This window comes from Novosphingobium sp. ZW T3_23, from assembly GCF_044987305.1.
Classification (GTDB): Bacteria; Pseudomonadota; Alphaproteobacteria; order Sphingomonadales; family Sphingomonadaceae; genus Novosphingobium.
In genome coordinates this window covers 31,022-56,706 of sequence record NZ_JBJDRF010000029.1, presented here as the reverse complement: position 1 = coordinate 56,706, position 25,685 = coordinate 31,022, and the positions used below count along the sequence as shown (strand labels likewise).

At 65.7% G+C, this 25,685-nt stretch carries 29 protein-coding genes; 15 read left to right on the top strand and 14 right to left on the bottom strand.

From position 1 onward, the window contains the following. Window positions 1–60 precede the first annotated feature (60 nt). Window positions 61–1,104 carry a quinone-dependent dihydroorotate dehydrogenase gene (locus tag ACI3K3_RS15490; RefSeq protein ID WP_404915189.1) on the bottom strand — a complete coding sequence of 348 codons (1,044 nt, stop codon included), beginning with the start codon at window positions 1,102–1,104 and terminating at the stop codon, window positions 61–63. 447 nt (window positions 1,105–1,551) lie between these two features. On the opposite strand from ACI3K3_RS15490, the gene ACI3K3_RS15485 reads away from it, so the two are divergent. From ACI3K3_RS15485 to ACI3K3_RS15445, 9 genes are all read left to right on the top strand, one after another. After that, window positions 1,552–1,989, top strand: a complete 438-nt coding sequence (locus tag ACI3K3_RS15485; protein ID WP_021233885.1) for an SUF system Fe-S cluster assembly regulator — start codon at window positions 1,552–1,554, stop codon at window positions 1,987–1,989. After that, a complete protein-coding gene (gene sufB / locus ACI3K3_RS15480) occupies window positions 1,990–3,543 on the top strand; it encodes a Fe-S cluster assembly protein SufB (RefSeq protein WP_404915186.1) in 1,554 nt (517 codons plus the stop codon). Between the two features lie 190 nt (window positions 3,544–3,733). After that, on the top strand, window positions 3,734–4,228 hold the full coding sequence (locus ACI3K3_RS15475; protein ID WP_404915184.1) for an endonuclease domain-containing protein: 495 nt from the start codon (window positions 3,734–3,736) through the stop codon (window positions 4,226–4,228). Window positions 4,229–4,230: 2 nt separating this feature from the next. Then, on the top strand, window positions 4,231–4,986 hold the full coding sequence (sufC, locus tag ACI3K3_RS15470; protein ID WP_404915207.1) for a Fe-S cluster assembly ATPase SufC: 756 nt from the start codon (window positions 4,231–4,233) through the stop codon (window positions 4,984–4,986). Further along, complete coding sequence (locus ACI3K3_RS15465; protein WP_404915182.1) at window positions 4,983–5,720, top strand: SufD family Fe-S cluster assembly protein; 738 nt, start codon at window positions 4,983–4,985, stop codon at window positions 5,718–5,720. The genes sufC and ACI3K3_RS15465 overlap by 4 nt, the downstream gene beginning before the upstream one ends. Window positions 5,721–5,731: 11 nt before the next feature. Further along, window positions 5,732–6,946 carry an aminotransferase class V-fold PLP-dependent enzyme gene (locus ACI3K3_RS15460; RefSeq protein WP_404915205.1) on the top strand — a complete coding sequence of 405 codons (1,215 nt, stop codon included), beginning with the start codon at window positions 5,732–5,734 and terminating at the stop codon, window positions 6,944–6,946. Next, on the top strand, window positions 6,943–7,404 hold the full coding sequence (locus ACI3K3_RS15455) for an SUF system Fe-S cluster assembly protein (RefSeq protein WP_404915180.1): 462 nt from the start codon (window positions 6,943–6,945) through the stop codon (window positions 7,402–7,404). Before ACI3K3_RS15460 ends, ACI3K3_RS15455 begins: the two co-directional genes overlap by 4 nt. Next, window positions 7,404–7,901 (top strand): GNAT family N-acetyltransferase, encoded by a 498-nt coding sequence (locus tag ACI3K3_RS15450; RefSeq protein ID WP_404915178.1) that lies wholly within the window; start codon window positions 7,404–7,406, stop codon window positions 7,899–7,901. The genes ACI3K3_RS15455 and ACI3K3_RS15450 overlap by 1 nt, the downstream gene beginning before the upstream one ends. Beyond that, window positions 7,898–8,260: a HesB/IscA family protein gene (locus tag ACI3K3_RS15445; protein ID WP_404915176.1), complete on the top strand. Its 363-nt coding sequence runs from the start codon at window positions 7,898–7,900 to the stop codon at window positions 8,258–8,260. The genes ACI3K3_RS15450 and ACI3K3_RS15445 overlap by 4 nt, the downstream gene beginning before the upstream one ends. Window positions 8,261–8,418: 158 nt before the next feature. Here the strand turns inward: ACI3K3_RS15445 and ACI3K3_RS15440 are convergent, their stop codons facing one another. Further along, window positions 8,419–8,889 (bottom strand): hypothetical protein, encoded by a 471-nt coding sequence (locus ACI3K3_RS15440; protein WP_404915174.1) that lies wholly within the window; start codon window positions 8,887–8,889, stop codon window positions 8,419–8,421. A 118-nt stretch (window positions 8,890–9,007) separates the two neighbouring features. On the opposite strand from ACI3K3_RS15440, the gene ACI3K3_RS15435 reads away from it, so the two are divergent. Then, entirely contained in the window at window positions 9,008–10,012 is a 1,005-nt protein-coding gene (locus ACI3K3_RS15435; protein ID WP_404915172.1) for an adenosine kinase, read from the top strand. Window positions 10,013–10,174: 162 nt separating this feature from the next. On the opposite strand, the gene ACI3K3_RS15430 is transcribed toward ACI3K3_RS15435, so the two are convergent. Together ACI3K3_RS15430 and purD are read right to left on the bottom strand one after the other, a co-directional pair. Then, window positions 10,175–10,726, bottom strand: a complete 552-nt coding sequence (locus tag ACI3K3_RS15430) for a hypothetical protein (protein ID WP_404915170.1) — start codon at window positions 10,724–10,726, stop codon at window positions 10,175–10,177. After that, window positions 10,716–12,002, bottom strand: coding sequence for a phosphoribosylamine--glycine ligase (gene purD, locus ACI3K3_RS15425; protein ID WP_404915168.1), 1,287 nt, complete (start codon window positions 12,000–12,002; stop codon window positions 10,716–10,718). The genes ACI3K3_RS15430 and purD overlap by 11 nt, the downstream gene beginning before the upstream one ends. A 5-nt stretch (window positions 12,003–12,007) precedes the next feature. On the opposite strand from purD, the gene xseA reads away from it, so the two are divergent. The 4 genes from xseA (at window position 12,008) to ACI3K3_RS15405 (ending at window position 15,673) form a co-directional block, all read left to right on the top strand. Then, window positions 12,008–13,513, top strand: coding sequence for an exodeoxyribonuclease VII large subunit (xseA, locus tag ACI3K3_RS15420; protein WP_404915166.1), 1,506 nt, complete (start codon window positions 12,008–12,010; stop codon window positions 13,511–13,513). 27 nt (window positions 13,514–13,540) lie between these two features. Beyond that, window positions 13,541–13,744, top strand: a complete 204-nt coding sequence (locus tag ACI3K3_RS15415; protein ID WP_086490775.1) for a DUF2093 domain-containing protein — start codon at window positions 13,541–13,543, stop codon at window positions 13,742–13,744. Continuing rightward, the gene (locus ACI3K3_RS15410; RefSeq protein WP_404915164.1) at window positions 13,741–14,631 is read left to right on the top strand and encodes a M23 family metallopeptidase; all 891 of its coding nucleotides are present in this window, start codon (window positions 13,741–13,743) and stop codon (window positions 14,629–14,631) included. Before ACI3K3_RS15415 ends, ACI3K3_RS15410 begins: the two co-directional genes overlap by 4 nt. Window positions 14,632–14,692: 61 nt before the next feature. Next, window positions 14,693–15,673 (top strand): esterase-like activity of phytase family protein, encoded by a 981-nt coding sequence (locus tag ACI3K3_RS15405; RefSeq protein ID WP_404915162.1) that lies wholly within the window; start codon window positions 14,693–14,695, stop codon window positions 15,671–15,673. Window positions 15,674–15,894: 221 nt separating this feature from the next. Here ACI3K3_RS15405 and rpmB read toward each other — a convergent pair whose 3' ends face one another. Further along, the gene (rpmB, locus tag ACI3K3_RS15400; protein ID WP_404915160.1) at window positions 15,895–16,185 is read right to left on the bottom strand and encodes a 50S ribosomal protein L28; all 291 of its coding nucleotides are present in this window, start codon (window positions 16,183–16,185) and stop codon (window positions 15,895–15,897) included. Between the two features lie 118 nt (window positions 16,186–16,303). Between rpmB and ACI3K3_RS15395 the strand changes: the two genes are divergently transcribed. Then, the gene (locus ACI3K3_RS15395; RefSeq protein ID WP_404915158.1) at window positions 16,304–16,759 is read left to right on the top strand and encodes a nucleoside deaminase; all 456 of its coding nucleotides are present in this window, start codon (window positions 16,304–16,306) and stop codon (window positions 16,757–16,759) included. Here ACI3K3_RS15395 and nadC read toward each other — a convergent pair. The 9 genes from nadC to ACI3K3_RS15350 all read right to left on the bottom strand — a co-directional run bounded on the left by nadC (window position 16,756) and on the right by ACI3K3_RS15350 (window position 25,528). After that, window positions 16,756–17,631 carry a carboxylating nicotinate-nucleotide diphosphorylase gene (gene nadC, locus ACI3K3_RS15390; protein ID WP_404915156.1) on the bottom strand — a complete coding sequence of 292 codons (876 nt, stop codon included), beginning with the start codon at window positions 17,629–17,631 and terminating at the stop codon, window positions 16,756–16,758. The two genes, ACI3K3_RS15395 and nadC, sit on opposite strands and share 4 nt — an antisense overlap. Window positions 17,632–17,751: 120 nt before the next feature. Beyond that, on the bottom strand, window positions 17,752–18,549 hold the full coding sequence (locus tag ACI3K3_RS15385) for a LytTR family DNA-binding domain-containing protein (protein ID WP_132269936.1): 798 nt from the start codon (window positions 18,547–18,549) through the stop codon (window positions 17,752–17,754). Between the two features lie 46 nt (window positions 18,550–18,595). Next, window positions 18,596–19,759, bottom strand: coding sequence for a sensor histidine kinase (locus ACI3K3_RS15380; RefSeq protein ID WP_404915153.1), 1,164 nt, complete (start codon window positions 19,757–19,759; stop codon window positions 18,596–18,598). Window positions 19,760–19,824: 65 nt separating this feature from the next. Continuing rightward, entirely contained in the window at window positions 19,825–20,535 is a 711-nt protein-coding gene (locus ACI3K3_RS15375; protein ID WP_313434450.1) for a DsbA family protein, read from the bottom strand. Between the two features lie 84 nt (window positions 20,536–20,619). Further along, complete coding sequence (locus ACI3K3_RS15370; protein ID WP_404915151.1) at window positions 20,620–21,978, bottom strand: M48 family metalloprotease; 1,359 nt, start codon at window positions 21,976–21,978, stop codon at window positions 20,620–20,622. Between the two features lie 124 nt (window positions 21,979–22,102). Further along, window positions 22,103–22,900, bottom strand: coding sequence for a hypothetical protein (locus tag ACI3K3_RS15365; RefSeq protein ID WP_404915149.1), 798 nt, complete (start codon window positions 22,898–22,900; stop codon window positions 22,103–22,105). 104 nt (window positions 22,901–23,004) lie between these two features. Then, on the bottom strand, window positions 23,005–24,294 hold the full coding sequence (locus ACI3K3_RS15360) for an MFS transporter (RefSeq protein ID WP_404915147.1): 1,290 nt from the start codon (window positions 24,292–24,294) through the stop codon (window positions 23,005–23,007). An 83-nt stretch (window positions 24,295–24,377) separates the two neighbouring features. Next, window positions 24,378–24,767: a DUF2141 domain-containing protein gene (locus ACI3K3_RS15355; protein WP_404915145.1), complete on the bottom strand. Its 390-nt coding sequence runs from the start codon at window positions 24,765–24,767 to the stop codon at window positions 24,378–24,380. A gap of 26 nt (window positions 24,768–24,793) precedes the next feature. Next, complete coding sequence (locus ACI3K3_RS15350) at window positions 24,794–25,528, bottom strand: sterol desaturase family protein (protein WP_404915143.1); 735 nt, start codon at window positions 25,526–25,528, stop codon at window positions 24,794–24,796. Window positions 25,529–25,685 lie beyond the last annotated feature (157 nt).

Here is a 25,685-nt window from a genome sequence, read left to right as displayed (position 1 = left end):
CAGAGGTTGCGACAAGCCGAGCCGTCTCCGTAGTTGCCCCCATAGCCGAGAGTTTTGACGCTATTCGGTCCCTACCGCTTCGGCGATGGACGCGAAGCCGTCTCGCTTCATCAGCGTTTCCAGGCCCTTGCAAATGGCCGTGGCGATGCCCGGCCCTTCATAGACCATCGCGCTGTAGACCTGCACGAGACTGGCACCGGCGCGAATCCGCGCCCAGGCATCCTCGGCGGTGGCGATGCCGCCGACGCCCACCAGCGGAACCGCACCGCCCGTGGCGCTACGAAAATCCCGCAGGCGCTGCTGGGCCAGATCGCGCAAGGGCGCGCCCGAAAGCCCTCCGGTCTCGCCGCGATGGACGGATCGCAGCGCCGGGCGGGAAATCGTGGTGTTGGACACGATCAGCGCGCCGAGGCGCTTCTCTATCGCGATGCGGGCGATCGCGTCGATATCGGCGGGCTCCAGATCCGGCGCGACCTTGAGGAAGATCGGCGGGCCTGCTTCGCCGCAGACTTCGGCGCGGGCTTCGAGCACCGCATCGAGCAGTCCGGTCAGTGCCGATTCGTCCTGGAGCGCACGCAGGCCCGGCGTGTTCGGGCTGGAGATGTTCACCGCGAGATAAGTGGCAAGCGGCGCCATGAGGCGGGCCATCGTCGCATAGTCGGCGATGCGGTCGGTCGCGTCCTTATTGGCGCCGATATTGATGCCGACCACGCCCGGGCGATCCTTCCGCGCCGTCAGGCCTTGCAGCGCGATCTGCGCGCCGCGGTTGTTGAAGCCCATGCGGTTGATCACCGCGCGGTCTTCCACCAGCCGGAAAAGGCGCGGTTTCGGATTGCCGGACTGCGGCAGCGGCGTGATCGAGCCCACTTCGGCAAACCCGAATCCCTGGCCCAGCAAGGCGTCGGGCACTTCGCCGTCCTTGTCGAAGCCGGCCGCCATGCCCACGGGATTGGGGAAAGCGATCCCCGCCACTCGCGTGGAAAGCGATGCGGGAAACGCCGGCGCGCGGGTTTTCCCAGCGAGTTTCAGCGCCTTGAGGGCGAGTCCGTGCGCCGATTCGGCATCGAGACGGAACAGGGCGGGTCTGATCAGAGAGTAAAGCACGGCTCGCGCATAACCGCCTCGCGCCTGTTGCTCAAATGCTTCTTATCATGCGCGCCCATCGCAAAACCGCTGCGAAAGCGTCGCAGGAAGACCACCCATGTCGCAATTATACAATAAATCGTCATGAGCGCGGCATACAGGGGAAGCGCGACCCGAAGGGCTCGTAGCGGGATGCGCACGAGTTCTTTATTACCTTAAAGGCGGTTCCCGATCCTGATCGGGGACCGCCCTTTTTTATCCGGATCGGCCATATCGGCCCATATCGGCCCATATCGGCCCATATCGGCCCATATTTCTCTCCAGAAACGATGATTTTGCAACAGCCTGATCGGTTTTGTCGCATAAATGCTGTGCGAAACTCCATTGAAACCGGAGGGGTCCTGCACTAGGTGGCACAAATCGGAAAGATTTGATCCACTTTACCGCAAGAGACCGAAAGCCGCAGATATGCGCCTGTCCAGCATGGCCGATTACGCCGTTGTCATCATGTCCGCCGCGACTCGGCATTCGGGCACTTGCGCGCATCATCCGCAGGATTCGCGGATGAGCCGCATCTCGGCCGCGCAGCTTGCGGAAGAAACCGGCCTTCCCGCGCCTACGGTGCAGAAGCTGGTAAGCAAGCTGACCGCCGCGGGATTGCTGCAATCCACCCGCGGCGTGGGCGGAGGGCTGAAGCTGGCCCGCGCCCCTGAAACGATTTCGATTGCGGATATCGTCGAGGCAGTGGAAGGGCCCATCGCGCTCACCGCCTGCCTCGAACAGGGCAAGCACGAATGTACGCTGGAAGGCGGATGCAGCGTGCGCCCGCACTGGCCGCAGGTAAACGCGGCCCTGCGCGGCGCATTGGCGCAAGTGGTCCTGACCCAGCTCGTCGAGGAAGTATGAATGACTGACGAAACCTCCCCCGAGGGCACCATCGAGGTGCGCGAAGTCCATGGGGACGACCTGCGCCAAGCTGAGGGGCGTGACATCGAAGTGCGCGATCAGGCTGCGCGCGAGGCTGCGGCCCGCGTGGCCGACTACGAGCATGGCTGGGTGGCCGACATCGAGCAGGAATACGGCCCCAAGGGCCTGTCCGAAGAAACCATCCGCTTCATCTCGGCCAAGAAGGACGAGCCCGAGTGGATGCTCGAATGGCGGCTGAAGGCCTATGCCCGCTGGCTGGAGATGACTCCGCCCGACTGGGCCAAGCTGAACGTGCCGCCGATCGACTACCAGGAAGCCTACTATTGGGCCGCGCCCAAGAAGAAGCCTTCGCTGTCCAGCCTGGACGAAGTCGATCCCGAAATCCTCAAGGTTTACGAAAAGCTGGGCATTCCGCTGGAGGAGCAGAAAGTGCTCGCCGGCGTCGAGGGCGCACGCAAGGTGGCCGTGGACGCGGTGTTCGATTCGGTTTCCGTCGCCACCACCTTCCGCAAGGAGCTGGAGCAGGCGGGCGTGATCTTCCGCTCGATCTCAGAGGCGATCCGCGAATATCCGGAACTGGTGAAGAAGTGGCTTGGCAGGGTCGTGCCGGTCCAGGACAACTACTTCGCGGCGCTGAACTGCGCGGTCTTCTCGGACGGCACCTTCGTCTACATCCCCGAAGGCGTGCGCTGCCCGATGGAGCTGAGCACCTATTTCCGCATCAACGCGGAAAACACCGGCCAGTTCGAACGCACCCTGATCATTGCCGAGAAGGGCAGCTACGTCTCGTACCTCGAAGGCTGCACCGCGCCGATGCGCGATGAAAACCAGCTCCACGCCGCCGTGGTCGAACTGGTCGCGCTGGAAGATGCCGAGATCAAGTACTCCACCGTCCAGAACTGGTACCCCGGCAATGCCGAGGGCAAGGGCGGCATCTACAACTTCGTGACCAAGCGCGGCCTGTGCCAGGGCGCCCGCTCCAAGATCTCCTGGACCCAGGTGGAAACCGGCTCGGCCATCACCTGGAAGTACCCCAGCTGCGTCCTCAACGGCGAGGATTCGGTCGGCGAGTTCTATTCGGTTGCGGTCACCAACAATTACCAGCAGGCCGATACCGGCACCAAGATGATCCACAACGGCAAGGGTAGCCGTTCGACGATCATCTCCAAGGGCATCTCGGCCGGCAAGAGCAACAACACCTATCGCGGCCTCGTCCGCGTGGCCGCCAATGCCGAAGGCGTGCGCAATTTCACCCAATGCGATTCGCTGCTGCTGGGTAAGGAATGCGGCGCCCACACCGTGCCTTATATCGAAGTGCGCAATCCCAGTGCCCAGATCGAGCACGAGGCGACCACCAGCAAGATCAGCGACGACCAGCTGTTCTACGCCATGCAGCGCGGGCTCGACACCGAGCAGGCGGTGGCGCTGATCGTCAACGGCTTCGCCAAGGAAGTGCTTCAGCAGCTGCCGATGGAGTTCGCCGTCGAAGCGCAGAAGCTGCTGGGCATCTCGCTGGAAGGTTCGGTGGGGTAGTGCCCACGCTAGTCCCCCACCCCCGTCACCCTGAACTTGTTTCACGGTCCATCGGGCAGCTCGGACCGAAGAGGCGCTTCACCAGCCGCCTGATCGGTTTACGCCGGCAAGGCACGGGGCGTGGGGAAAAATGGACCCTGAAACGAGTTCAGGGTGACGCAGAAAAACAAGAGACACGAAGGACCAATCCATGACCGCCGCCCGCAAGACCCTCGGCATCAGCAAGGACGCCGCGCCGAAGGCCGACGCCAAGGCCAGCTTCAACGTGACCGGCGCACGCCTCGACACGCTCAAGGAGCGGGCCAAGGAAATGCGCCGCAATCCCAGCGAGGCGCAGACGGCGCTCTGGGCGGAACTGTCCGGTTCGAAGCTGGGCGGCGTGAAGTTCACCCGCCAAAGCGTGGTGGGTTCGACCATCGTGGACTTCGCCTGCCCTTCGCGCTGGATCGTGGTCCAGCTCAGCGAGGAAGATTCCAACCCGGACGTCAACGAGCTGCAGGACCGCAAGCTCATCGAAGTGGGCATTCGCGTGCTGCGCTTCTCCGAGGATGAAGTGCTGGGCCGCATCGACGGCGTCGTGCGCGAGATCACCACCGAACTCAACGTGCCGTTCGACAAGCGCTCCGCGCGCCGCAAGGCCGGGACCACTGCTGCCCCTCGTTTTGATGAGGGAGCCGAAGGATGACCATGCTCAAGATCGATAACCTCCAGGCCAATGTTGCCGACAAGCCGATTCTCAAGGGTCTCTCGCTGACGATCAATCCCGGCGAGATTCACGCGATCATGGGGCCGAACGGCGCGGGCAAGTCGACGCTGGGCTATACGCTCGGCGGCCGTCCGGGCTATGAGGTGACGGGCGGCTCGGTCGATTTCCTGGGCCAGGACCTGCTTGAACTCGAACCCCACGAGCGCGCCGCCGCCGGGCTGTTCCTGGGCTTCCAGTACCCGGTCGAGATTCCCGGCGTGTCCTTCGTCCAGTTCCTGCGCGAGGCAGCCAATGCCCAGCGTAAGGGCCGGGGCGAGGAAGTGCTGTCGGGCGGCGAATTCCTGAAGTTGGCGCGCGAAAAGGCCGGCCTGCTGCGCATGGACATGGACATGCTGAAGCGCCCGGTGAACGTCGGCTTCTCCGGCGGTGAGAAGAAGCGCGCCGAAATGGTGCAGATGGGCATCCTCGATCCCAAGCTGGCGATCCTCGACGAAACCGACTCCGGCCTCGACATCGATGCGCTGCGCATCTGCGGCGAGGGTATCAATGCGATCATGCGCGCGCCCGACAAGGCAGTGCTGCTGATCACCCATTACCAGCGCCTGCTCGACTACGTGAAGCCGGACTTCGTCCATGTCCTGGCGGGCGGCCGCATCGTCAAGACCGGTGGGCCGGACCTCGCGCTGCGACTTGAGGAAGAAGGCTACGAAGCCGTCGTGCAAGAGACGGCCGCATGAGCGAAGTCGCTGCTCTCCCGACGCGGAAGCACGAAGACTTCCGCTATTCCGATATCGGCGCACTGGCCGGTGTCTGGCCGATCGCGCGCGAAGAGATCGTCGTGGCCGATGGCGGCGACGAATCGCTCCAGATCGTTGAGGACGGTGCGGAAGCCGTAGCGCGCCATCTGGTGATCTCGCTGGGCAAGGGCGCGAAGTTCGATCTTCGCGTGCTTTCGGCGGGGCCGGTCTACGGGCGTATTGCAGTGGATGTGCGGCTGGCCGAAGGCGCGGACTTCACGCTGGGCGCGGCGCAGCTCGCCACCGGCAGCGAGACGCTGGAAGTCGTCACCGAAGTCACCCACGCGGGGCTTAACGCCACGTCCCACCAGATCGTGCGCACCGCGCTGGCGGGCCATTCGGTCGGCACCTATCTTGGCCGCATCGCGGTTGAGCGCGGCGCCGACGGCACCGATGCCGAACAGTCGGTCCGCGCCATGCTGCTGGACCGCACGGCCACCGCCAATGCGCGCCCCGAGCTGGAAATCTACGCCGACGACGTCAAGGCAGCGCACGGCTGCGCGGTCGGTGAACTGGACGCCAACGGCCTGTTCTACCTGATGAGCCGCGGCCTCACGCCGCCCGAGGCGAAGCGGCTGATGCTCCAGGCGTTCATCGCTGAAGCCTTCACCGGCGCCCCCGGCGAAGCGGAGCTGAGCGAGGCCGCCATCGCCCGGCTGGAGCAGATCCTGTGAGCCAGACCCCTGTGAGCGAAATCGGCGAAACCGGTGACGTCCTGGCGGTGAAGGCCCAGTTCCCCGGCCTGTCCGGCAACTGGCACTATCTCGACACCGCCGCCACGGCGCAAAAGCCGCAGGCGGTGATCGACGCTACCGTCGATGCCCTGGGCCGCGACTACGCGACCGTGCATCGCGGCGTCTATGCCCGTTCGGCAGACATGACGCTGGCCTTCGAAGCCGCGCGCCGCAAGGTCGCCGCCTTCCTCGGCGGGCAGGAGGACGAGATCGTCTTCACGCGCGGCGCCACCGAGGCGATCAACCTCGTGGCGCAGACCTGGGGCGTGCAGAACCTCAAGGCCGGCGACCGCATCCTGCTCTCGGTGCTTGAGCACCACTCCAACATCGTGCCGTGGCAGCTCCTGCGCGACCGTACCGGCGTGGAGATCGACGTCTGCCCGCTGACGGCGGACGGCCGGATCGACCTCGAAGCCGCCGAGCGTATCCTGACGCCTGTCCACAAGCTGGTGGCTTTCGCGCATGTCTCCAATGTGCTCGGCTCGGTGCTTCACGTGGAACATGCGGCGCGCCTTGCCCATGCGGTTGGCGCGAAGCTGCTGATTGACGGCTGCCAGGCCGCCCCTCGCATCGCGCTCGACATGAAAACGATGCAGGCCGATTTCTACGTTTTCTCCGCGCACAAGCTTTACGGCCCGACCGGGATCGGAGCGCTCTGGGCGCGCAAGGAACTACTCGATTCCATGCCCCCGTGGCAGGGCGGCGGCGCGATGATCGACCGCGTCACGTTCGAAAAGACCACTTACGCCCCTGCCCCGCAGCGTTTCGAGGCCGGTACGCCGATGATCGTCGAAGCCATTGGCCTCGCCGCCGCAATTGACTGGCTCCAGGCCTACGGACTTGACCGCGCGGAGGCGCACGAACGCCACCTTGCCGGCAAGCTGCGCGAGGAACTGGGCAAGCGCAACGACGTCACCCTGTTCGGCCCGGCCGATTCGGTGGGCATCGTTTCTTTCGCAATGGACGGGGTGCATCCGCACGACCTCGGCACCATATTGGATGAGGAAGGCGTCGCGATCCGCGCTGGTCACCACTGCGCGCAACCGCTGATGGAGCACCTCGGCGTTCCCGCGACGGCCCGCGCCAGCTTCGGCCTCTACAGCGACGACAGCGATATCGAGGCGCTCATGAAGGGTATCGAGCGCACCCGGAGAATTTTTGGATGAGTGAAGAGAAGCCTACATTCACCGTTGAGGAAGTCGATTCGGTAACGCCCGCGCCCCGTGCGCGGGTGGACGACGCCCCTGCCCCGCGCCAGCGCGATTACCTCGACGGATTCCTTGCCGAAAAGCCGCAGGACATCGACCCCGGCCAGCCCGGCGGATCGATCTACGACGGCGTGATCGATGCGCTGAAGGAAATCTTCGACCCGGAAATTCCGGTCAATATCTATGACCTCGGTCTGATCTACGGCGTCGAAGTCTCGCCCGAGGCATCTGTCGCTGTGACGATGACGCTCACCACGCCGCATTGTCCGGTCGCGGAATCGATGCCGGGCGAAGTCGAGATGCGCGTCGCGGCAGTGCCCGGCGTGCGCGATGCCGAGGTCAACCTCGTCTGGGACCCGCCATGGGACATGGCCAAGATGTCCGACGAGGCGAAGCTTGAACTAGGCATGCTCTGATGGCGACGCTTGCTCCTACCGTTATCGTGCGCTTGGCGGACTATGCCGACGCGGCCGATGCCGCGCGGGTGGTCGCGCTGCTCGACAGCTATGCGCGCGATCCGATGGGTGGGGGCAAGCCGCTGTCCGAAGAAGTGCGCGAACGGCTGGTGCCCGGCCTCTCCGCACATCCCGGCGCTTTCTCGCTGCTGGCCTTCGCCGGTGACGAAGCTCTGGGGCTTGCGAACTGCATCACCGGATTCTCCACCTTCGCGGCCCGCCCGCTGGTGAACATCCACGACATGGCCGTGCTGCCCAAGGCGCGCGGACAGGGGGTGGGCCGAGCGCTGATGCTGGCGGTGGAAGCCGAGGCCCGCGCGCGCGGCGCCTGCAAGATCACTCTCGAAGTGCTGAGCGGCAACGCCACTGCCAAGGGCCTCTACGCCTCGCTCGGCTACGGAGACTATGCGCTGGACCCGCAGGCGGGCACCGCGCTGTTCTGGGAAAAGAAGCTATGACCACGGATACCAAGCCCGCACGCCAGCGCCCGGCCGCCGTGCTCCTCACCGCCAACGCGGAAGCGCGGATCGCCAAGCTGATGGGCGAAGCGCCCGAAGGCACGATCGGCGTGCGCCTCTCCACCCCGCGCCGGGGCTGCTCGGGACTGGCCTATTCGGTCGACTACGTAGCCGAGGAAAAGCCCTTCGACGAGAAGATCGCGACTCCCGGCGGCCTGTTCTACATCGACGGTGCCTCGGTGCTCTACCTGATCGGCAGCACGATGGACTGGGTGGAAGACGATTTCACCGCCGGATTCGTCTTCGCCAACCCCAACGCCAAGGGTTCGTGCGGCTGCGGCGAAAGCTTTACGGTCTGAGCGACATTTGAAAATTCGCTGAAGGCGAATTTTGCGGCACCGGCCCACGCCCCCACCCTACCACCCGCAGGATAATACCGTTGGGTGGTAGGGTGGGGGCGTGGGCCGGTGCCGCTCTAAAATGCTCCTGCGGGGCATTTTCCAAACACACTCTAACCTTATTTGCGAAGCGCCGCGATGCAGGCCGCGCGGTCGACATCCTGCCCATCCGACACGCGTCGTGCATCGATGAACGACGCGCGCGGCTCCTTCGAGGAGGCGGACGGGTAGAGATAGATGTCCAGCAGGCAGGCCTTGCCGGTGAACTGCAACTTGCGCGCATCGCCTTCCCAGACGTTGAGACGCGGCTCTCCGAACATCCGCACGAGCTGGCTCTCGTTCGATCCGATCACGCCTTCCGCACCCGGAATCGCCTGAAAACTGGGATCGCGCGCGGTATGCGTGGGCTGGCGGACATTGGGAACCTGCGTGCCGCGCCGGGGCGGAGTGGGCTTGCCGGCCACCCCGCCGCCGGATGTGCTGGCACACCCCGCCAGCAGCAGGGCAAGACCCGCGGCAGCAAAAGCGGCGCGCAAGCGGGAGGGCTGAATCATCGGAATGGCGGCTGCCGCAGGACGGTCGTGAGTCATGATCGCGCCTCGCATCGCCCGGCCTTCGCATCGTGTCAACTCTCGCCGCGCTTGCGAAGCGGCGGCCCGCGCGCTACGCGCGACACAACCTCCAGACAATCCAAGGACTCTCTTTCGCATGGCTGAACCCACCGTGCCGCCCACCTTTGACGTGATTGCCATCGGCAACGCCATCATCGACGTGATCGCCAACTGCAACGACGCGCTGATCGAGGAACTCGGCCTTTCGCGCGGCGGCATGATGCTGATCGACGCGGAACAGGCCGAAAGCCTCTACGCCGCCATGGGCCCGGCCCGCGAAATCTCCGGCGGTTCGGCCGCCAACACGCTGGCCGGCCTCGCCGCGCTGGGCGCGAAGTGCGCCTTCATCGGCCAGGTTGCCGAAGACCAGCTGGGCGAAGTCTTCACCCATGACATCCGCGCTGGCGGCATCGCCTTCGACGTGCCCGCCCGCGCCGGCGTGCCGACCGCGCGCTGCCTGATCTTCGTGACGCCGGACGGCCAGCGCACGATGAACACCTTCCTCGGCGCATCGCAGCACCTGCCGGCCGAAGCACTGGACGAAAGCGCCATCGCCAACGCCGCCGTGCTCTACCTCGAAGGCTACCTCTGGGATCCCGAGGAACCGCGCGCCGCGATGCGCAAGGCCATCGAAGCCGCCCGCGCCGCGGGTCGCAAGATCGCCTTCACCCCTTCGGAATGCTTCGTGATCGACCGTCACCGCGCCGACTTCCTCGACCTGATCGAGACCGGCAAGATCGACGTGCTGTTCTGCAACGAGCATGAAATGGCCGCCCTCGTCGGCCATGACGATTTCGAAAAGGGCGTTGCCCAGCTCGCTCCGCAGATTCCGGTGCTCGTGGTCACGCGCGGCGCCCAGGGCGCGGTCGCGATCTCGGGCGGACAGCGCGCCGAAGTCGGCGCCGAGCCGATCGAGCGCGTCGTCGACACCACCGGCGCAGGCGATCTCTTCGCCGCCGGCTTCCTGTTCGGCCATGTGCGCGGCAAGAGCCTCGAAGAGAGCCTCCAGTACGGCGCGATCTGCGCCTGCGAGATCATCTCGCACTACGGCGCCCGCCCCGAGGCCGACCTCAAGGCGCTGATCTCCGAACGCGTCGGCTGATGACACGAAGGGCTCCGTTCGCAAGGACGGGGCCCTTCTTGCATGCCCGTCGTCCCGGACTTGATCCGGGACCGCTGGCCGAGCCGCGCCTTGCTCGCGGTGAAGCGCCTCAAGGATCGCCAGCGGTCCCGGATCAAGTCCGGGACGACGATGATCTTCTGGTCAGTACGTAGCGATCGACCCATCGCCCAGAGGCGCCTGGCCCGGCGGCTGGCCTCCTGGCTGGGCCGACTGGAAGCGTGCCAGGCACTCCGCCTTGCGCTGCTCGCGCGCGTCGGAATAGCTCCGCGCCGTCCCGCCCGGCAGGGCGCAATCGCGTTCGGGCCTGACCGGCACCTTGGCCCGGCATCCCTCCTCGCTGGCGAAGAGATTGTCCGCGCAGTCAGCCAGCGCCGCCACGTCGGCATCGTGCTGGGCGCGGCAGCTTGCCGTCCAGCGCTGCTTGTAGGACAGCTCCGCGAAGTTCAGGCAGTCCTGGTATTCCTGCTGGGCGGCCTGCTGGCGGCGGGACTGTTCCTCCTGCTCGCGGGCCTGCGCCTTGGCCTGAAAGTCTTCCTGCTTCTGCCGGGCCTCCTGCTCGGCCAGCACCCGCGCTTCCTGCCGGGAGGCTTGGCCCGGCAGGAACACGCCGTAGTAATAGCCGACCCCGGCCCCGGCGAGCAGAGCCGCCGCCGCCAGCGACGCCTTCAGGACGGTGTCGACCTTACTCGCCATGGGCCTTCTCGCGCGCCACTTCGCGCCAGCCGATGTCGCGGCGGCAGAATCCGGTGGGGAAATCGAGCGCGTCCACGGCGGCATAGGCCTTCGCCTGCGCCTCGGTAACCGAAGCGCCGCGCGCCGTCACATTGAGCACGCGGCCGCCGCTGGCGACCAGTTCCCCGTCCTTCATGGCGGTACCCGCGTGGAAGACCTTGGCACCCTCGGCCTCGGCCGCCGCGATTCCGCGAATCGCGCCGCCCTTTTCGGGCGTGCCGGGATAGCCGTTGGCTGCCATCACCACGGTCAGCGCGGTATCGCGGCTGAACTTCGGCGGTTGAATCGCAGCCAGCCGGTCGTCGGCGCAGGCATGGAGCAGTTCGACCAGATCCGATTCGAGCCGCAGCATCATCACCTGGCACTCGGGATCGCCGAAGCGGCAGTTGTATTCGATCAGCTTGGGCCCCTCGCGGGTCAGCATCACGCCCAGGAACAGGACGCCGGAATAAGGCGTGCCCTCGTTTTCCAGCTGGCGCACGGTGGGCGCGATGATGCGTTCCAGCACTTCGGCTTCCAGCGCGGGCGTCAGCACCGGAGCCGGGCTATAGGCCCCCATCCCGCCGGTGTTCGGGCCGGTATCGCCGTCTCCCACCCGCTTGTGGTCCTGCGCAGAGGCGAAGGGGACGATGGTGGAACCGTCGGTCAGCGCGAAGAAGCTGGCTTCCTCACCTTCCATGAACTCCTCGATCACCGCCTCGGCCCCGGCTTCTCCGAAGCGGCCCGAGAAGATCTCGCGCACGGCTTCCTCGGCCTCGGCCATGGTCATGGCCACGGTCACGCCCTTACCCGCAGCAAGCCCGTCCGCCTTGATGACGACCGGCGCGCCGAACTTCGCCAGCGCCGCCATGGCATCGCCTTCGCTGGAGACGCGCTCGTACCCGGCGGTGGGAATGCCCGCGCGTTCGCACAAGTCCTTGGTGAAGCCCTTGGATCCTTCGAGCTGGGCCGCCGCCTGGCTGGGGCCGAACACCGAGAAGCCCTCCGCCCGCAGCGAATCGGAAAGACCGTCCACCAGCGGCGCTTCGGGTCCGACCACCACCAGACCCACCACATTCGCCTCGCAGAAGGCAATGACCGCACCGTGATCGGTGACATCCAGGTCGATGCAGCTTGCCACCTCGGCAATGCCCGGATTACCGGGTGCAGCCCAGAGCGCGTCGCAGAGCGGGGATTGCGCCAGCTTCCAGGCCAGCGCATGTTCGCGGCCGCCCGAGCCCAGAAGAAGGATGTTCATTGCCTGTGCCTTTCGATGACGACGAATTCGATGACGGTCGTTCGGGTGGGCTGGTAGCGAAGCAAGCGGCCGGGGACAACGCTGCGCCGCTTTCGATCAGCGAGATTTCGAACCTCCTGAAACGCACCGTAGAGGATCGCTTCGGCTTCGTTCGCCTGCGGGGAGAGCTTTCCGGCGTGAAGCGGGCGGCATCCGGCCACCTCTATTGCGCGCTCAAGGACGACAAGGCGGTGATCGACGGCGTCATGTGGCGCGGCGGGGCGCAGCGCCTCGCCTTCCGCCCCGAGGACGGCATCGAGGTGATCGCCACCGGCAAGCTCACCACCTATCCCGGTCGCTCGAAGTATCAGGTCGTGATCGAGAGCATGGAGATCGCGGGCGAAGGCGCACTGCTGGCGCTGCTCGAAAAGCTGCGCGCACGGCTGGCGGCGGAAGGCCTCTTCGCCCCCGAGCGCAAGCGCGAACTGCCGTTCCTGCCGCAAGTGATCGGCGTGGTGACATCCCCCACCGGCGCGGTGATCCGCGATATTCTCCATCGGCTGGCCGATCGCTTCCCCAGCCATGTGCTGGTCTGGCCGGTGCTGGTGCAGGGCGAAGGCTCGGCGCAGCAGGTCGCCAATGCCGTGCGCGGTTTCTCCGCGATTCGCCCCGGCGGCCCGGTGCCGCGCCCCGATCTGGTGATCGTGGCACGCGGCGGCGGCTCGATCGAGGACTTGTGGTCGTTCAACGAGGAAGTCGTCGTGCGCGCCGTGGCCGAATCGTCGATCCCCGTGATCTCCGCCGTGGGCCACGAGACCGACACGACGCTCTGCGACTATGCCGCAGACCGCCGCGCCCCCACGCCCACCGCCGCCGCCGAGATGGCCGTGCCGGTGCGCCTGGAACTGGCCGCCACGCTGGACGAACTGGCCTATCGCAAGCGCCGCTGCGCCCTGCGCCCGGTCACCCTGGGCCGCGAGCGGCTGGAAGCCCGCGTCCAGCGGCTGCCCCGACCCGAGGCGATTCTCGCTGCCAAGGCCCAGAAGCTCGACGAACTTTCCGAACGCCTGCGCCGCGGCCTGCGTGACGAGGCCGCCGCCAAGCGCGAACAGCTTGGCCGCACCGCCTCGCGCCTATCGCTGCCGCTGCTGCGCCACCGCATGGAGCGCAGCGAGGAACGGCTCGCGCGCACCGGCCTGATCCCGCGCCTGCTCACTCGCCGCTGGACCATGGCGCGCGACGGGCTTGCCCCGGTATCGCGGGTCTTGCCGCAGCTCGATCCGAAGCGCCCGCTGGAACGCGGCTATGTCCTGGTAAAGGGGCCGGACGGACGCGCGCTCACCAGCCGCGCAGCAGCCTCGCAGGAGACTCTGCTGACGCTGGAGTTCCGCGACGGCGAACTGACCGTTGCCGTGGGGGCCGAAGCCCCCGCTCCGGCCGTGAAAGCCGCCGAAACGGCCGCCGAGGGTGCAGCCCCCAAGCGTCCCGCGCGATCGAAGACGGACCCATCGCGGCAGGGCGATTTGTTTTGACCGCCGCGCTCTGCTAGGATTCCCGCCATGCTTATGTCTTCTGCCGACCGCCCCGCCAAGCTCGCCTACGGACCCAACGGATTCCGGGTTCTGAGCGGCGGACAATTCGTGCTCTGCGCCGTCACCGGCGAGAAGATCCCGCTGGAGGAGCTGCGTTACTGGAGCGCCGAGTTCCAGGAGCCTTACGCCTCGGCCGAAATCGCGACTAAGCGCCTCACCGGAAAGGCATGATCGTCCGCAAGGCTTACGCGGCTTCGCTGATCCTCAGCGGCGCCGTCGCCCTCTCGATTCTGGCGTGGAATGGGCTGGCCGCGCAATCGACGGCCCCCGTCGCGCCTGCGGCAGCCGGAAGCCTTGCCTATAGCGGTGAACTGACCCAGGGCGGCTGGATACGCGGCAAGGTGCCTGCGGGCACCGGCGCGCTGGCGCTGAACGGCCAGCCGGTGCAGATCGCTCCCGACGGTTCGTGGTTCGCCGCGTTCGACCGCGATGCCGGCACGATCGCCACGCTCACGGCCACCTTGAACGGCCGCAGGATCTCGCAGCCGGTCTCAGTTTCTCCCCGCGCCTGGCAGATCGAGCACGTCAACATCGCCCGCAAGCCCGGCGGGCCGAGCGAGGCCTTTATGGCGATCCGCCGCCCCGAGCTTGACCGCATCAATGCCGCCCGTGCCATGAAGACCGACGCGCAGGGCTGGCGCCAGCACTTCATCTGGCCCGCCAAGGGGCGCATTTCCGGTCGCTTCGGCTCCCAACGCGTCTATCGCGGCGAACCGGGCGCCTATCATTCGGGGCTAGATATCGCCACCGGCACCAGCGGCACGCCCTTCGTGGCCCCGGCCGACGGCGTGGTTATCCTCGCTGCTGAAAAGCCCTTCACGCTCGAAGGCAACCTGCTGATGCTGGACCACGGCATGCGGCTGAACAGCGCTTTCCTGCATTGCTCGCAGATTCTGGTGAAACAGGGCGATCACGTCCGGCAGGGTCAGGTGATCGGCAGGATCGGCATGTCTGGCCGCGCCACCGGACCACACCTGCACTGGTCGATCAAATGGAACGAGGCGCGGCTCGATCCGATCCTGTTCACAGGGCCAATGAACACTGGGCCAATGAACTGATTTCGCGCAGTCGAGGCAAAAGCAGGCTTGCGGCCTGCGCCGGAATGCTTATCCCGCCCTTGTGCGCCGCACCATTGCCCTTCTCGTCCTGCTGAGCCTGTTGCCGCTGACCTGGGGCCGCACGCCAGAGCACCCCAAGTTCAAACGGTTCGAGCTATCCTTCAGCCGACTGGCCATGCCCTCTGCGAAGCGCGTGGCGCCCCGCCTTGGCGCTTTCCGGCTGGAGGAAGTCTGGCAGGCGCATAGCCGTACCCACTCCTTCGGAAGCTACTCCGCGCTGCTGCTCCGCGACGGCGGCACGATGCTGGCGATCAGCGATTCCGGTGGTTTCCTGGAATTCAGCGCGCCCGGCCAATCGCAGACGGACAGCCGCATGGGCGACCTGCCGCTGTCCAGGGACGCCGACAAGGCCGCACGCGACGTCGAATCGGCGACGCAGGACGACAAGGGCATGATCTGGCTCGGGCTCGAAGGCCGCAATGCCATCTACCGGATGAACCCGGCCTACGAGATCGAGCGCAAGGTCAGCCCCGTCGTCATGAAGGACTGGGGGGTCAATTCCGGCCCCGAATCACTGACCCGGCTTCGCGACGGGCGCTTCGTGGCCTTACGCGAAGGCTACGTGGGCTGGAGCGATCACCTGCACCAGGCCGCGCTGTTCAGCGCAGATCCTACCGAGCATCCCAATGGACAGGGCTTCACGTTGGATGGGCCGACAGGCTTCAGCCCCACCGACATGGCGCAATTGCCCGACGGGCGCCTGCTGATCCTGATGCGGCGCCTGATCTGGCCGATGCCCCAGCGCTTCGCGGGCCGCATCGCCATCGGAGACCCTGCCGCGATTCGTCCCGGCGGAACCTGGAAAGTCACCGAAGTGGCGCGGCTGTCCTCGGACCTGCCGATCGACAATTTCGAGGGAATCGCCATTGCGCCGCGTCAGGACGGGCGCCTTACGGTGTGGCTGATCTCCGACGACAACTACTCGCCGCTCCAGCGCACGATAGTCTGGAAGATGAGCGTCGATCCGGCTGACCTGCCCTAGAATAATGGCCGGACGTTTCGTCCAGCACGGACGTCATCCTGAACTTGTTTCAGTATGACGATGGTTCTTGCGGGAGGAGGGTGGCCTTTACACCCGTTCGCTCAGAAAGTGCGATCGCTGCATTTTTCTCGCCGAACCCGGGCATGCAAAAAGGCGCGCAAGCCAGCTTGCACGCCCTTCGCAAGACACTGTTTTCACGCTCCGCTCAGGGAGCGCGAAAATCAGGCAGCTACGGCCTGGGTCTTCTTCAGCTCGCGCTTCACCTTGAGGGCGCGCGTCGAGAGCTTCGTGTCCGAAGTCTTCAGCAGCCAGTTGTCGAGACCACCGTTGTGCTCGACCGAGCGCAGGCCGTGGGTCGAGACGCGGAACTTGAAGCTGCGCTCAAGACCGTCCGACAGCAGCGTGACGTTCTGAAGGTTGGGAAGGAAGACGCGCTTGGTCTTGTTGTTGGCGTGGCTGACGTTGCAGCCGACCTGGCGACCCTTGCCGGTCAGTTCGCAGATGCGGGACATGTCTCTAACTCTCGCTCGAAAAAATTCTGTGGCCGTAGAAACGGGAAGGCGCGCCCTTAGCGATTCCCTGGGGGAAGGTCAAGTTGCGCACAGCTTTTTGAGGGTCTAGCGCTTGGTCATGACCCGCTGGCCCTTACCCGAATACATGGAACTCGCCCTGGCGCAAGCCCGCGAAGCCGCCGATTCCGGCGAAGTGCCCATCGGTGCCGTCGTGGTGAAGGATGGAAAGGTCATCGCCGCCGGCCGCAACGGCCCGCGCGAACGCCACGATCCCACCAGCCATGCCGAAATCGAGGCGATTCGCGCCGCCGCGCTGATTCTCGGCAACGAGCGGCTGGAGGGGTGCGAGCTTTGGGTCACGCTGGAGCCTTGCGCCATGTGCGCCGGCGCGATCGCCCACGCCCGCATCGCCCGGCTCTATTATGCCGCCGCCGACCCCAAGGGCGGCGCGGTGGAACACGGCGCACGCGTGTTCGAGCACGACCAGTGCCTGCACAAGCCGGAAGTCTATTCGGGAATGGGCGAATCGGAAGCGGCGGACCTGCTCCGCCGCTTTTTCCGGGAACGCCGTTAAAGCGGCGTGAAATCCAGGCCGATGTCGGCGGCAGGCGCACTCTGGGTGAGGCGGCCCACCGAGACGTAGGTCACGCCCGAGGCGGCGATGGCGCCGATGGTGGAGAGGTTCACACCGCCCGAGGCCTCTGTCGGTACGCGTCCGGCCACAAGCGCCACGGCCTCACGCAGCACGTCAGGCCCCATATTGTCGAGCAGCAAGTGATGCGCGCCGGCAGCGATGGCCGGTTCGATCTGGTCGATGTGGTCCACCTCACAGATGATCTGCGCGACGCCCGCCGCCTTGGCTCGCGCCACCGCCGGGCCGACGCCGCCCGCCACCAGGACATGGTTGTCCTTGATCATGGCCGCGTCCCACAGCCCCATGCGGTGGTTCCGGGCGCCGCCCATGCGGGTCGCGTACTTTTCGAGGTGGCGCAGGCCGGGAATGGTCTTGCGCGTGTCCAGCAGCGTGGCGTGCCCCTTCATGGCATCCACATAGTCACGCGTCATCGTCGCGATGCCGGAGAGGTGCTGGACGGTGTTGAGGGCGCTGCGCTCGCCGGTCAGCATGGCGCGGGCGTTGCCAGTGAGGCGCATGAGCTTGGCGCCGGGATCGACGCGGGCGCCTTCCTCGACGAGAATCTCGATCTCCATCGCCGGGTCGAGCTTGCGGAAGAAGGCTGCGGCGATCGGCAGGCCGGCGACGGTGATCGCATCGCGCGAATCCATGACGCCGGAGAACCGGGCATCCGCTTCGATCACGCTTTCGGAAGTGACGTCGCGGCCGCCGCCGGGAAGGCCCACGCCGAGATCCTCGGCCAGCGTTGCATCGACGAAGGCGGCGAGGTCAAAACCGAGGGGGTCGAAACCGGGGATCGCGAGTGTGCTCATGATCCGCGTCTTTCGCGCGTTCGAATCGGAATGTCGAGGGGCAGCGCGATGCCGACAGCGGTCCCGGATCGAGTCCGGGACGACGGGGCGCGGATATCGGTTCTCCGCGCCCCGTCAGTATCAATGGACGAAGCGGGCGATCACGTCGCGGTAGGAGCGGCTGACCTTCACTTGCGCACCGGAATCGAGCACCAGGAAGCACTCGCCGTTGGTATGCGGCTTGACCTGGCGGACCTGGTTGAGATTGACGATGGTCGAGCGATGCACGCGCTGGAACACGCGCGGATCGAGGCGGCGCTCAAGATCCTTCATCGTTTCGCGCAGGATCAGCGAATTGTCGGCAGTGCGGATGCACATGTAGTCGCCGGCAGCCTCGATATGCTCGATCGAATCGACATCGATGCGGAAGATCTGGCCGCGATCCTTGATGTTGATGAGCTTTTCGTAGCGGTCCGCGTTGGGATCGGATTCTTCCGGGATGTGCTCGATGGCGTCGGGGGCCACTTCGGCCAGCACCGTCTTGAGCTTTTCCGCCTCGTCCGACGAACGCTTCTCGGCCAGACGCTGGCGCACGCGGGCGAGGGTGTCGTCCAGCTTGGTCTCGTCCACAGGCTTCATCAGGTAGTTCACCGCGTTCGCCTCGAAGGCGCGGACGGCGTGTTCCTGGTAGGCGGTGACGAAGACGAACAGCGGCGGCTCGATCTCCATCACGCCCTTGACCACCGAGAAGCCGTCGAAACCGGGCATCTGGATGTCGAGGAAGACGAGATCGGGCTTTTCGGTCTTGATCTTGCGGATGGCCTCGCGGCCGTTCGAGCAGGTATCGATGATCTCGACGTCCGGATACTTCTCCAGGCGAAGCTGAAGGCCCTGGATGGCGAGTTTCTCGTCGTCGACGAGGATGGTGCGAATGGTCATCAGTTACGTTCTCCGGCCCGGCTAACGCTTGTGGGCCAAATATGTTTCATCGCGCGGCGAAAACCGGCTGCCGCGGCTGCTCTGGCATGTCTTCCGGGGTGGGTTGGCGTTCGGCGGGAAGTTCGATGAGCACGGCGAAGCCGCCTTCGATCGGCTCTATCGTTTCAAACCGGTGATGTTCTCCGTAGGCCTGGGAAAGACGGTCGCGGATATTCGCCAGGCCGACGCCAGTGGAGACCGGCTCCCCTCCATCGTAAGTCATGCCCGACAACCTGTTGTCGGTTGTCGGACTTTGCAAGCCCGGCCCGGTATCCGAGACGGTGATGCGAAGCATCGGCCCGACGAGTTGCGTGACGATGGTGATCTCGGCCCCGGATTCCTGCGGCGTCACGGCATATTTGATCGAGTTTTCGACCAGCGGCTGGAGCAACAGGGAGGGCAGAAGGCAGGTCTCGGTTTCCGGATCGATGTTGAACGTGGTGCGCAGCCGTTCCTCGAATCGCATCAGTTCGATGTCGAGGTAGAGTTTGAGCGTCTCCACTTCGAGGGCCACGGTGACCCGCGCCGAGGGTTTGTTGATGAGCGTATAGCGCAGGAACGACGACAGGCGGCTGAGCATGGCATTGGCCGGCTCGGTCTGCTTGAGCAGCACCAGCGTCGAGATCGAGTTCAGCGTGTTGAACAGGAAGTGCGGGTTGAGCTGGTAGCGCAGCATGGCGAGCTGGGCCTGCGTCGCCTGATTCTCCAGCCGGATCATCTGGTCGTTCTGCTCTTCCACCTGGAGGTAGAAATTGATCGCGTAATAGAGCGCCGACCAGGCGCCGAGCAGGGTGGCGTCGAGGTAGAAGACGCCGATGAACAGCTGCGCGAAGCTGGAATCGCTGTCCGTCCGGTAGAGCGAGATCACCCAGGCATCGATGAAGGCGTGCAGCCCCACCGCGAAAGGCAGAATCAGGGCGGTAAGGCCCCAGGTCACCAGCGCCCGCCTGGTGATCAGCGTGCGATAGACCACCGAGAGCACCAGCGAGATCGAGAAGCCGGTGACCGTGGCGATCAGCACCAGCACCAGGTAGGACAAGGGCTGGGCATTGGCGATCGTGGACATGGCGCGAAGCAGCATCGCGCCGCCCCACCCCACGAATTGAAGACGCCAGAAGGCCTTGTCCTTGTTGGCAAAGAACGGAATGGGCTGGATCGGCAGGACGCTCATGCCTGCTTCCTAGCCGAATTATTACCGAAGCGGAAACTGTCGAAAATGGCGCGGAGCCCGTTCCGTCAGCTCTTTTTTCCGTCACCCCTCGCTTCGGCTATCGCCTGCGACAGCTGATCGACGCCGACCGCGCCGGAAATCAGCCGCTCGCCGGCCACCCAGCTCGGCGTGCCGCTGAAACCGAGCCTCTGGGCGATTTCCAGATTGCGCGAAAGCTCCTGCTCCACCGCGGGACCGGCCGCGACCTTGCGCGCGCGCTCCATGTCGAGCCCGGCCTTCTGCGCGGCGGCTTCGATGCTCTGGGCATCGACCTGGCCCATGGCGAACATGGCATCGTGGAACTGCGGAAACTTGCCCTGCTCGGCGGCGGCGAGAGCCATCTTGGCGGCGGCGGGGCTTTCGGGGCCGATGATCGGCAATTCGCGCACGACGATGCGCAGGTCCGGGTTCTTCTTCAGCAGTTCCGCCACGTCGGGCAGGCTGCGGCGGCAATAGCCGCAGGCATAGTCGCTGAACTCGACCATCGTCACCGTGCCGTTGGGATTGCCGAGAACGGCACCGGGGAACGGCGTCTCCACGTTCTGGCGAACTCCGGCAAGCTGCTGGCTGGCCTGCTTGCGCTGGAGGTTTTCCATCGCCTGGGGGAGAATTTCGGGATTTTCGAGGATGTAGTCGTGCACGACCTTCTCCACCGCGACGCGGCCTCCGAACCAGCCGCCCAGGCCGACCAGCGCGACGCAACCGGCGATCACTGCGAACTTCGTGCCATTACCCATCGTCGTCGAAAATCCTGTGAAAGTGAGAACCGCCCTTAGCGGAGCGCGGCAGGGCCTGCCATAGCCCGACCGGTTAATCCCGATTCATCGCTTCTTCTTGCGCTCCAGCTCGGCGCGGGCCTGCATCTCGATATCCTGCGCCCGCAGCCAATCCGGCGAGCCGCTGGGCAAGCCTGCTTCGGCGGCCTGCGCGCTCATCAGCGCGGCGTCCATCTGTCCGGTCAGCGATTGCTGCTCGGCACTGGCGAGCCGGGCGCGAGGCATGTCGCCGTTGGCGGCATAGATCGTGCCCAGCTGGTACCACGCGAAGGGATTCTCGCGATCGCGCGCCACCGCGTTCTTCAGGACCGTCTGCGCCTCCTTGAAATGCGCGGTATCCTCGGTGGCGATCAGCGCGTGGCCGAACAGCGTGGCGATCAGCGGTTGGTAGCCGGTCAGTTCGGTGGCCTTGCGCAAGGGCACCAGCGCTTCGCCCGGCTGCCCCGCTTCCAGCAGGATCTGGCCCTTCAGCTCCAGGAAATAGGGATCGGCGGCATCGACCATGAGCAGGGCGTCGGTCTCTGCTCGCGCCCGATCGAGCTGCGACTGGCGGTGGTAGGCATAGGCGCGGGCATAGTGCGCGGGCACCGAGTTGTCCGTTTCCGGATAGATACGGAACACGTCGCGCGGCTCGGCCAGATAGCCGAAGAGCTTGGCCTTCGTGCGCACGAAGCGTTTCTGGATCGCGGCATCGTCCGGCTTGGTCCAGGCCGGATCCTTTTCGTAGACGTCCTGGAGCGTCTGGATACGGTCTCCGGTGAGCGGGTGGGTGGAGTAGAACTCGTCCCCGCTCTGCGGCCGGTAGCCGTAGCGGAATTCCAGATTCTGGAGCTTCTTGAAGAACTCCACCGAGCCGCGACCGCTGATGCCCGCCGTGGAAAGGTACTGCGCGCCCGCCGCGTCTGCGGAGGCTTCCTGAGAGCGGCTATAGGCCAGGTACTTGCCCATGGCGGCCTGTTGCCCGGCCATGATCACGCCCATGGCGGCCTCCCCCGCACCCGCAGCCGCCGCAGCGGCGCCGAGCAGCAGGGATAGGATCGAGATGTTGGAGGCAGGCTTGGCGCCCTGATTCAGCACGGCGTGGCCGCCGGTGACGTGGCCAAGTTCATGCGCGATCACGCCCTGCACTTCGGCGGCGGTGTCGGCCTGGTTGATCAAGCCGCTGTGGACGTAGACGGCCTGCCCGCCCGCCACGAAGGCGTTCACCGAAGGATCGTTGATCAGGACGATGTCGACATGATTCGGATTCAGCCCCGCCGCCGTGATCAACGGGCGGGCCATGTCCTTGAGCAGGGCTTCGGTTTCGGCGTCTCGCAGGATCGACTGCGCGCTGGCCGGTGCGACAGACCAGCCGAGCAGCGCCAGGAGACTCAGGAAGAGTGCGGCAATTCGCGCGAAGGACATGGGCTCTCTTGGGGCCTTTTCGGCCTGAACGGGCGCTGAAGACGCCCCTCTGCGGGGCAGCCAGTGCGGATTGTAGCCTCAGCCTAGCGGCGGCACGCTCGCTGGCAAGAGCGCTCCGCGCGCCTTATCCCAACAAGTGCCCGGCGGCCCGCGCCAGCAGTGCGGCATCGTCGGCCACTTCGCCCAGCAGGACCAGCCGGCCGGATTGGTCGCGCCGGGCCACCAGCACGGTGAACTCCCCCGAATGCCCCAGATCGTCAAGAGACAGGGAAGGCAGGGCCCGCAAGCCTTGCGCCAGTTCGCCACGGATATCGAGCGACAGGACTGCGTTGGAGGCGGCCGGGCCGTCCGCCCATTCGGTCAAAGGCGCCGACCGGCGTGCCGCGCCAGGGTCGAGGGCACCGGCGTCTAGGGCAGCGTCCAGGGCAGCCTCGACAAAAGCCGGGACAGCCGTTTCGACCTCCTGGGACGGGTCCTGCTGCTTCCAGTTGACCACCCCATAGATGCAGTCGATCGCCACCTGATCCCGCGAGAAAGGCAGCAGAATGCCGCGATAGAGAATCGTTTCGCCCCGGCCGTTCACGAACGCCGCCTCGAAGCCGACCGGCGCCTGGTTGGCCAGGATCTGACGGGTATGGTCGGTGATCTGCGCCAGCAGCGAGCCGCCGGGTACATCGCTCAGCCTGCGAATCGCCACGTCCGCGCCGCACTCCTGCGCCAGCGCCGCGCCTAGCCAGACGATCGCCGGATCCTCCAGCCCTGCCGAGAAATCGAGGAGGACACCGTGGGGTCCGAAGTCCGGGAGACTGGCGGGGTCGAGATCGGCGGAGTCCGGAAAGGCGCGATCGCCCAGCAGGCTTGCCCAGAAGTTGTAGGCGCGCACCTGCATGCGGCGCTCGTCCCGCGCGGCAGGCGGCGCCATGGCGGCTACCTCATCACAATATTCGCCGCGCAACCCGTCCATCGCTACCCCGCTTGCTTGTCCGTCTCCTGTGCGGGAGCAGGGTGAAATAAAGTTTAAGCCTACTACTTTTGGCGCAAAACGCCTTCCCCCAGTCGCGGCAGGGGAGCCAGGAAGCGCAGCACCGCGAAGGACACGATCAGGAACACCGACGCGGCGTGGAGCGCGAATGGCAGATCCCTCCAGTCCGCCAGAGCCCCCCAGGTCCAGGAGCCGAGCGCCATGCCGCCGAACGTCACCGCCTGGTAGATCGACAGGCAGCGTCCCAGGATTTCGTCGGGAGAGCGAAGCTGCACGGCGGTATTGAGCGTGGTCAGGATCAGCACCCAGGCACTCCCAGCCACGAAGGCTGCCGGCAGCGCATGAAGCAGGTCGTGCGCCATGGCGACGACGGAGAAGGCGAAGATGAACATCGCCGCGCCGAGCGCAAGGATGCCTTCCAGGCCCATGGCATGGCGGATGCGGCCGATGAAAGGGGCCGTGGCGATCGAGCCGATCCCGAACAGGCCGAGCATCATGCCGAAGTCGATCTCCGACCCGTGCATGGAATCGTTCACTACGGCGGGAAGCAGTCCCTGGTAGGCGGCCAGGCTGAAGCCGAGCGCGAAGCCGCGGATCAACAGCCGTCGCAAGGGCCCATTGCCGAAGCAGTAGCGGATGCCGACGCCCACGGCGGGCAGGATCGGCCGACGGTCTATCCGGCGCGGTTCCGGCCGCCACCACAGCAGCACGCCGATCAGGCCGATATAGCTGATCGCATTGATCGCAAAGGCGAAGGACACGTTCCACAGGGAAATCAGCAGGCCGCCCACCGCCGGGCCGATCGAGCGCGCGATGTTGAAGGAGATCGAATTGAGCGCGATTGCCTGAGGCAACTGGTCGGGCGAAACCTGCTGGCGAACCGAAGCCTGCCAGGCCGGGGAGTTGAGCGCCGTGCCGGTGCCGACGCTGAGCGTGAAGGCCAGCAGCAGGAAAGGCGTCATCCAGCCGAGCCAGCTCATCACCGCAAGCGCCGCCGAAACGGTGAGCATCCCGCCTTGCGCCGCCAGCATCACCAGCCGCCGGTCGTAGTTGTCGGCAATGGCGCCCGCGAAGACGCCGAACAGCATGATCGGCACCGTTGCGGAGGCCTGGACCAGCGCCACCAGCTGGTGCGAGGGCGTCAGTTCGGTCATCAACCAGGCTGCGCCCACGCCCTGAAGCGTGGAGCCGACATTGGAAAACAGGTTGGCGATCCAGATCGCGCGGAACACCGGGTAGCGGAAAGGCGAGAACGTGCCGTGCACCGGCTGGGGCACCAGTCCCGCCGTAGCCGTGTGGACGGCTCCTTCGACGATGTCCTCTTCCTTGCTCAAGACTTCGCCCCGCTCGTCATTCCGGTCTCTCCGGGTTACGGGTTAGGCCGCAGGTTCGGGCATCGCAAGGGAGGCCCCGGCCTTCACAACAGATAGCGCATCTTGATCGCCATGCGGGTGTTTTCGGACCCGACATCGAAAGCCGCCTTGTCGAAGCGCGGCGGTCCCATCCGCACCGGCGCATCGCGCGAAAAGCCGAAGCCCTCGCGCGGGATCATCAGGGCGGTATCGAGCTTGCCGTTGCCGTTCTCGTCATGGACCAGCGAGATGGCATAGCGCCCTTCCGGCACCGGTCCGAAATCCAGCTTCACCTCTCCGGTGGCCGGTACCGTCAGCTTGCGGGCGGACGGATCCTTGTCGCAATTGGGGAAGACCTGCGGATTGGTGGTGAGGCAGGCCAGCACTTGCCCCTTGTGCGAACGCAGCCCCGTGACCGAGGCGGAAACGTCTGATTGTACGGCCGCCGCGCCCATCGCTCCCGGCGCGCAAAGCGCCAGGATCAGGGCGCCGATATGCCGCGATCGGTGCCGCAGAGATGATCCCAGAACCGGAAATAGAGGCCGTAGTTGCATCGATAAAGCTCATGATGGCGGTGATGGTGGCTGGCGGTGATGAGCCAGTGTCCCAGGCGCGAGTGGACCAGACGGCGGGGAAACATCTCCCAGCCCATGTGATTGGCGATGCCCATCACCGTCATGACGGTAAGCACCAGGCCGAGCACGGCAACGTGGATCGGCACGAAGAATACCAGCGCCGGAACCACGACGGCTCCGGTCAAGGCTTCGAGCGGATGAAAGCTCATCGCCGCCCAGGCGGTCGGCGGGCGACTGGCATGATGGACGGCGTGCATCAGGCGGAACACCCGCGGCCGGTGCATCCAGCGATGGGTCCAGTAGAACCAGGTATCGTGGAGGAAGAGGTAGAGGAACAGCGAGAGCGGCATCCACCACAGCGGCCATTCGAGCGGGTCTTCGTAGATGAGCGTCCAGCCGTGCGCCTGCCAGCCCCAGGCGACGACGCCGGCGGGGATTCCGTAGATGGCCGAGGACGCCAGCGACCAGCCGATCTCGCCCCGAATCTGGCGGTTCATGCCTTGGTAGAGCCCCGGCCTGACCCGTGCGGTGATCCAGGCGAACAGCCCGGAGGTGCCGAGATAGCGCAGGCCGACGATCGCCGTCATCGTGACGGCGGAAACGCAGAGCGCCCACAGGCCGGGACCGGAAATCGCAGACATGCAGGGGCTTATGCTCCGGGGTGGGTTCAGAGGCCAGCCGATTTTCGTGGCGAGGGTAATGTGGATGCAAGTCGCGCATTCCACACGGCATCCTGAACTTGGTTCAGGATGCCGTGTGGATTAAGCCGACGCTGATGGTCAGAAATGGATCCTGAAC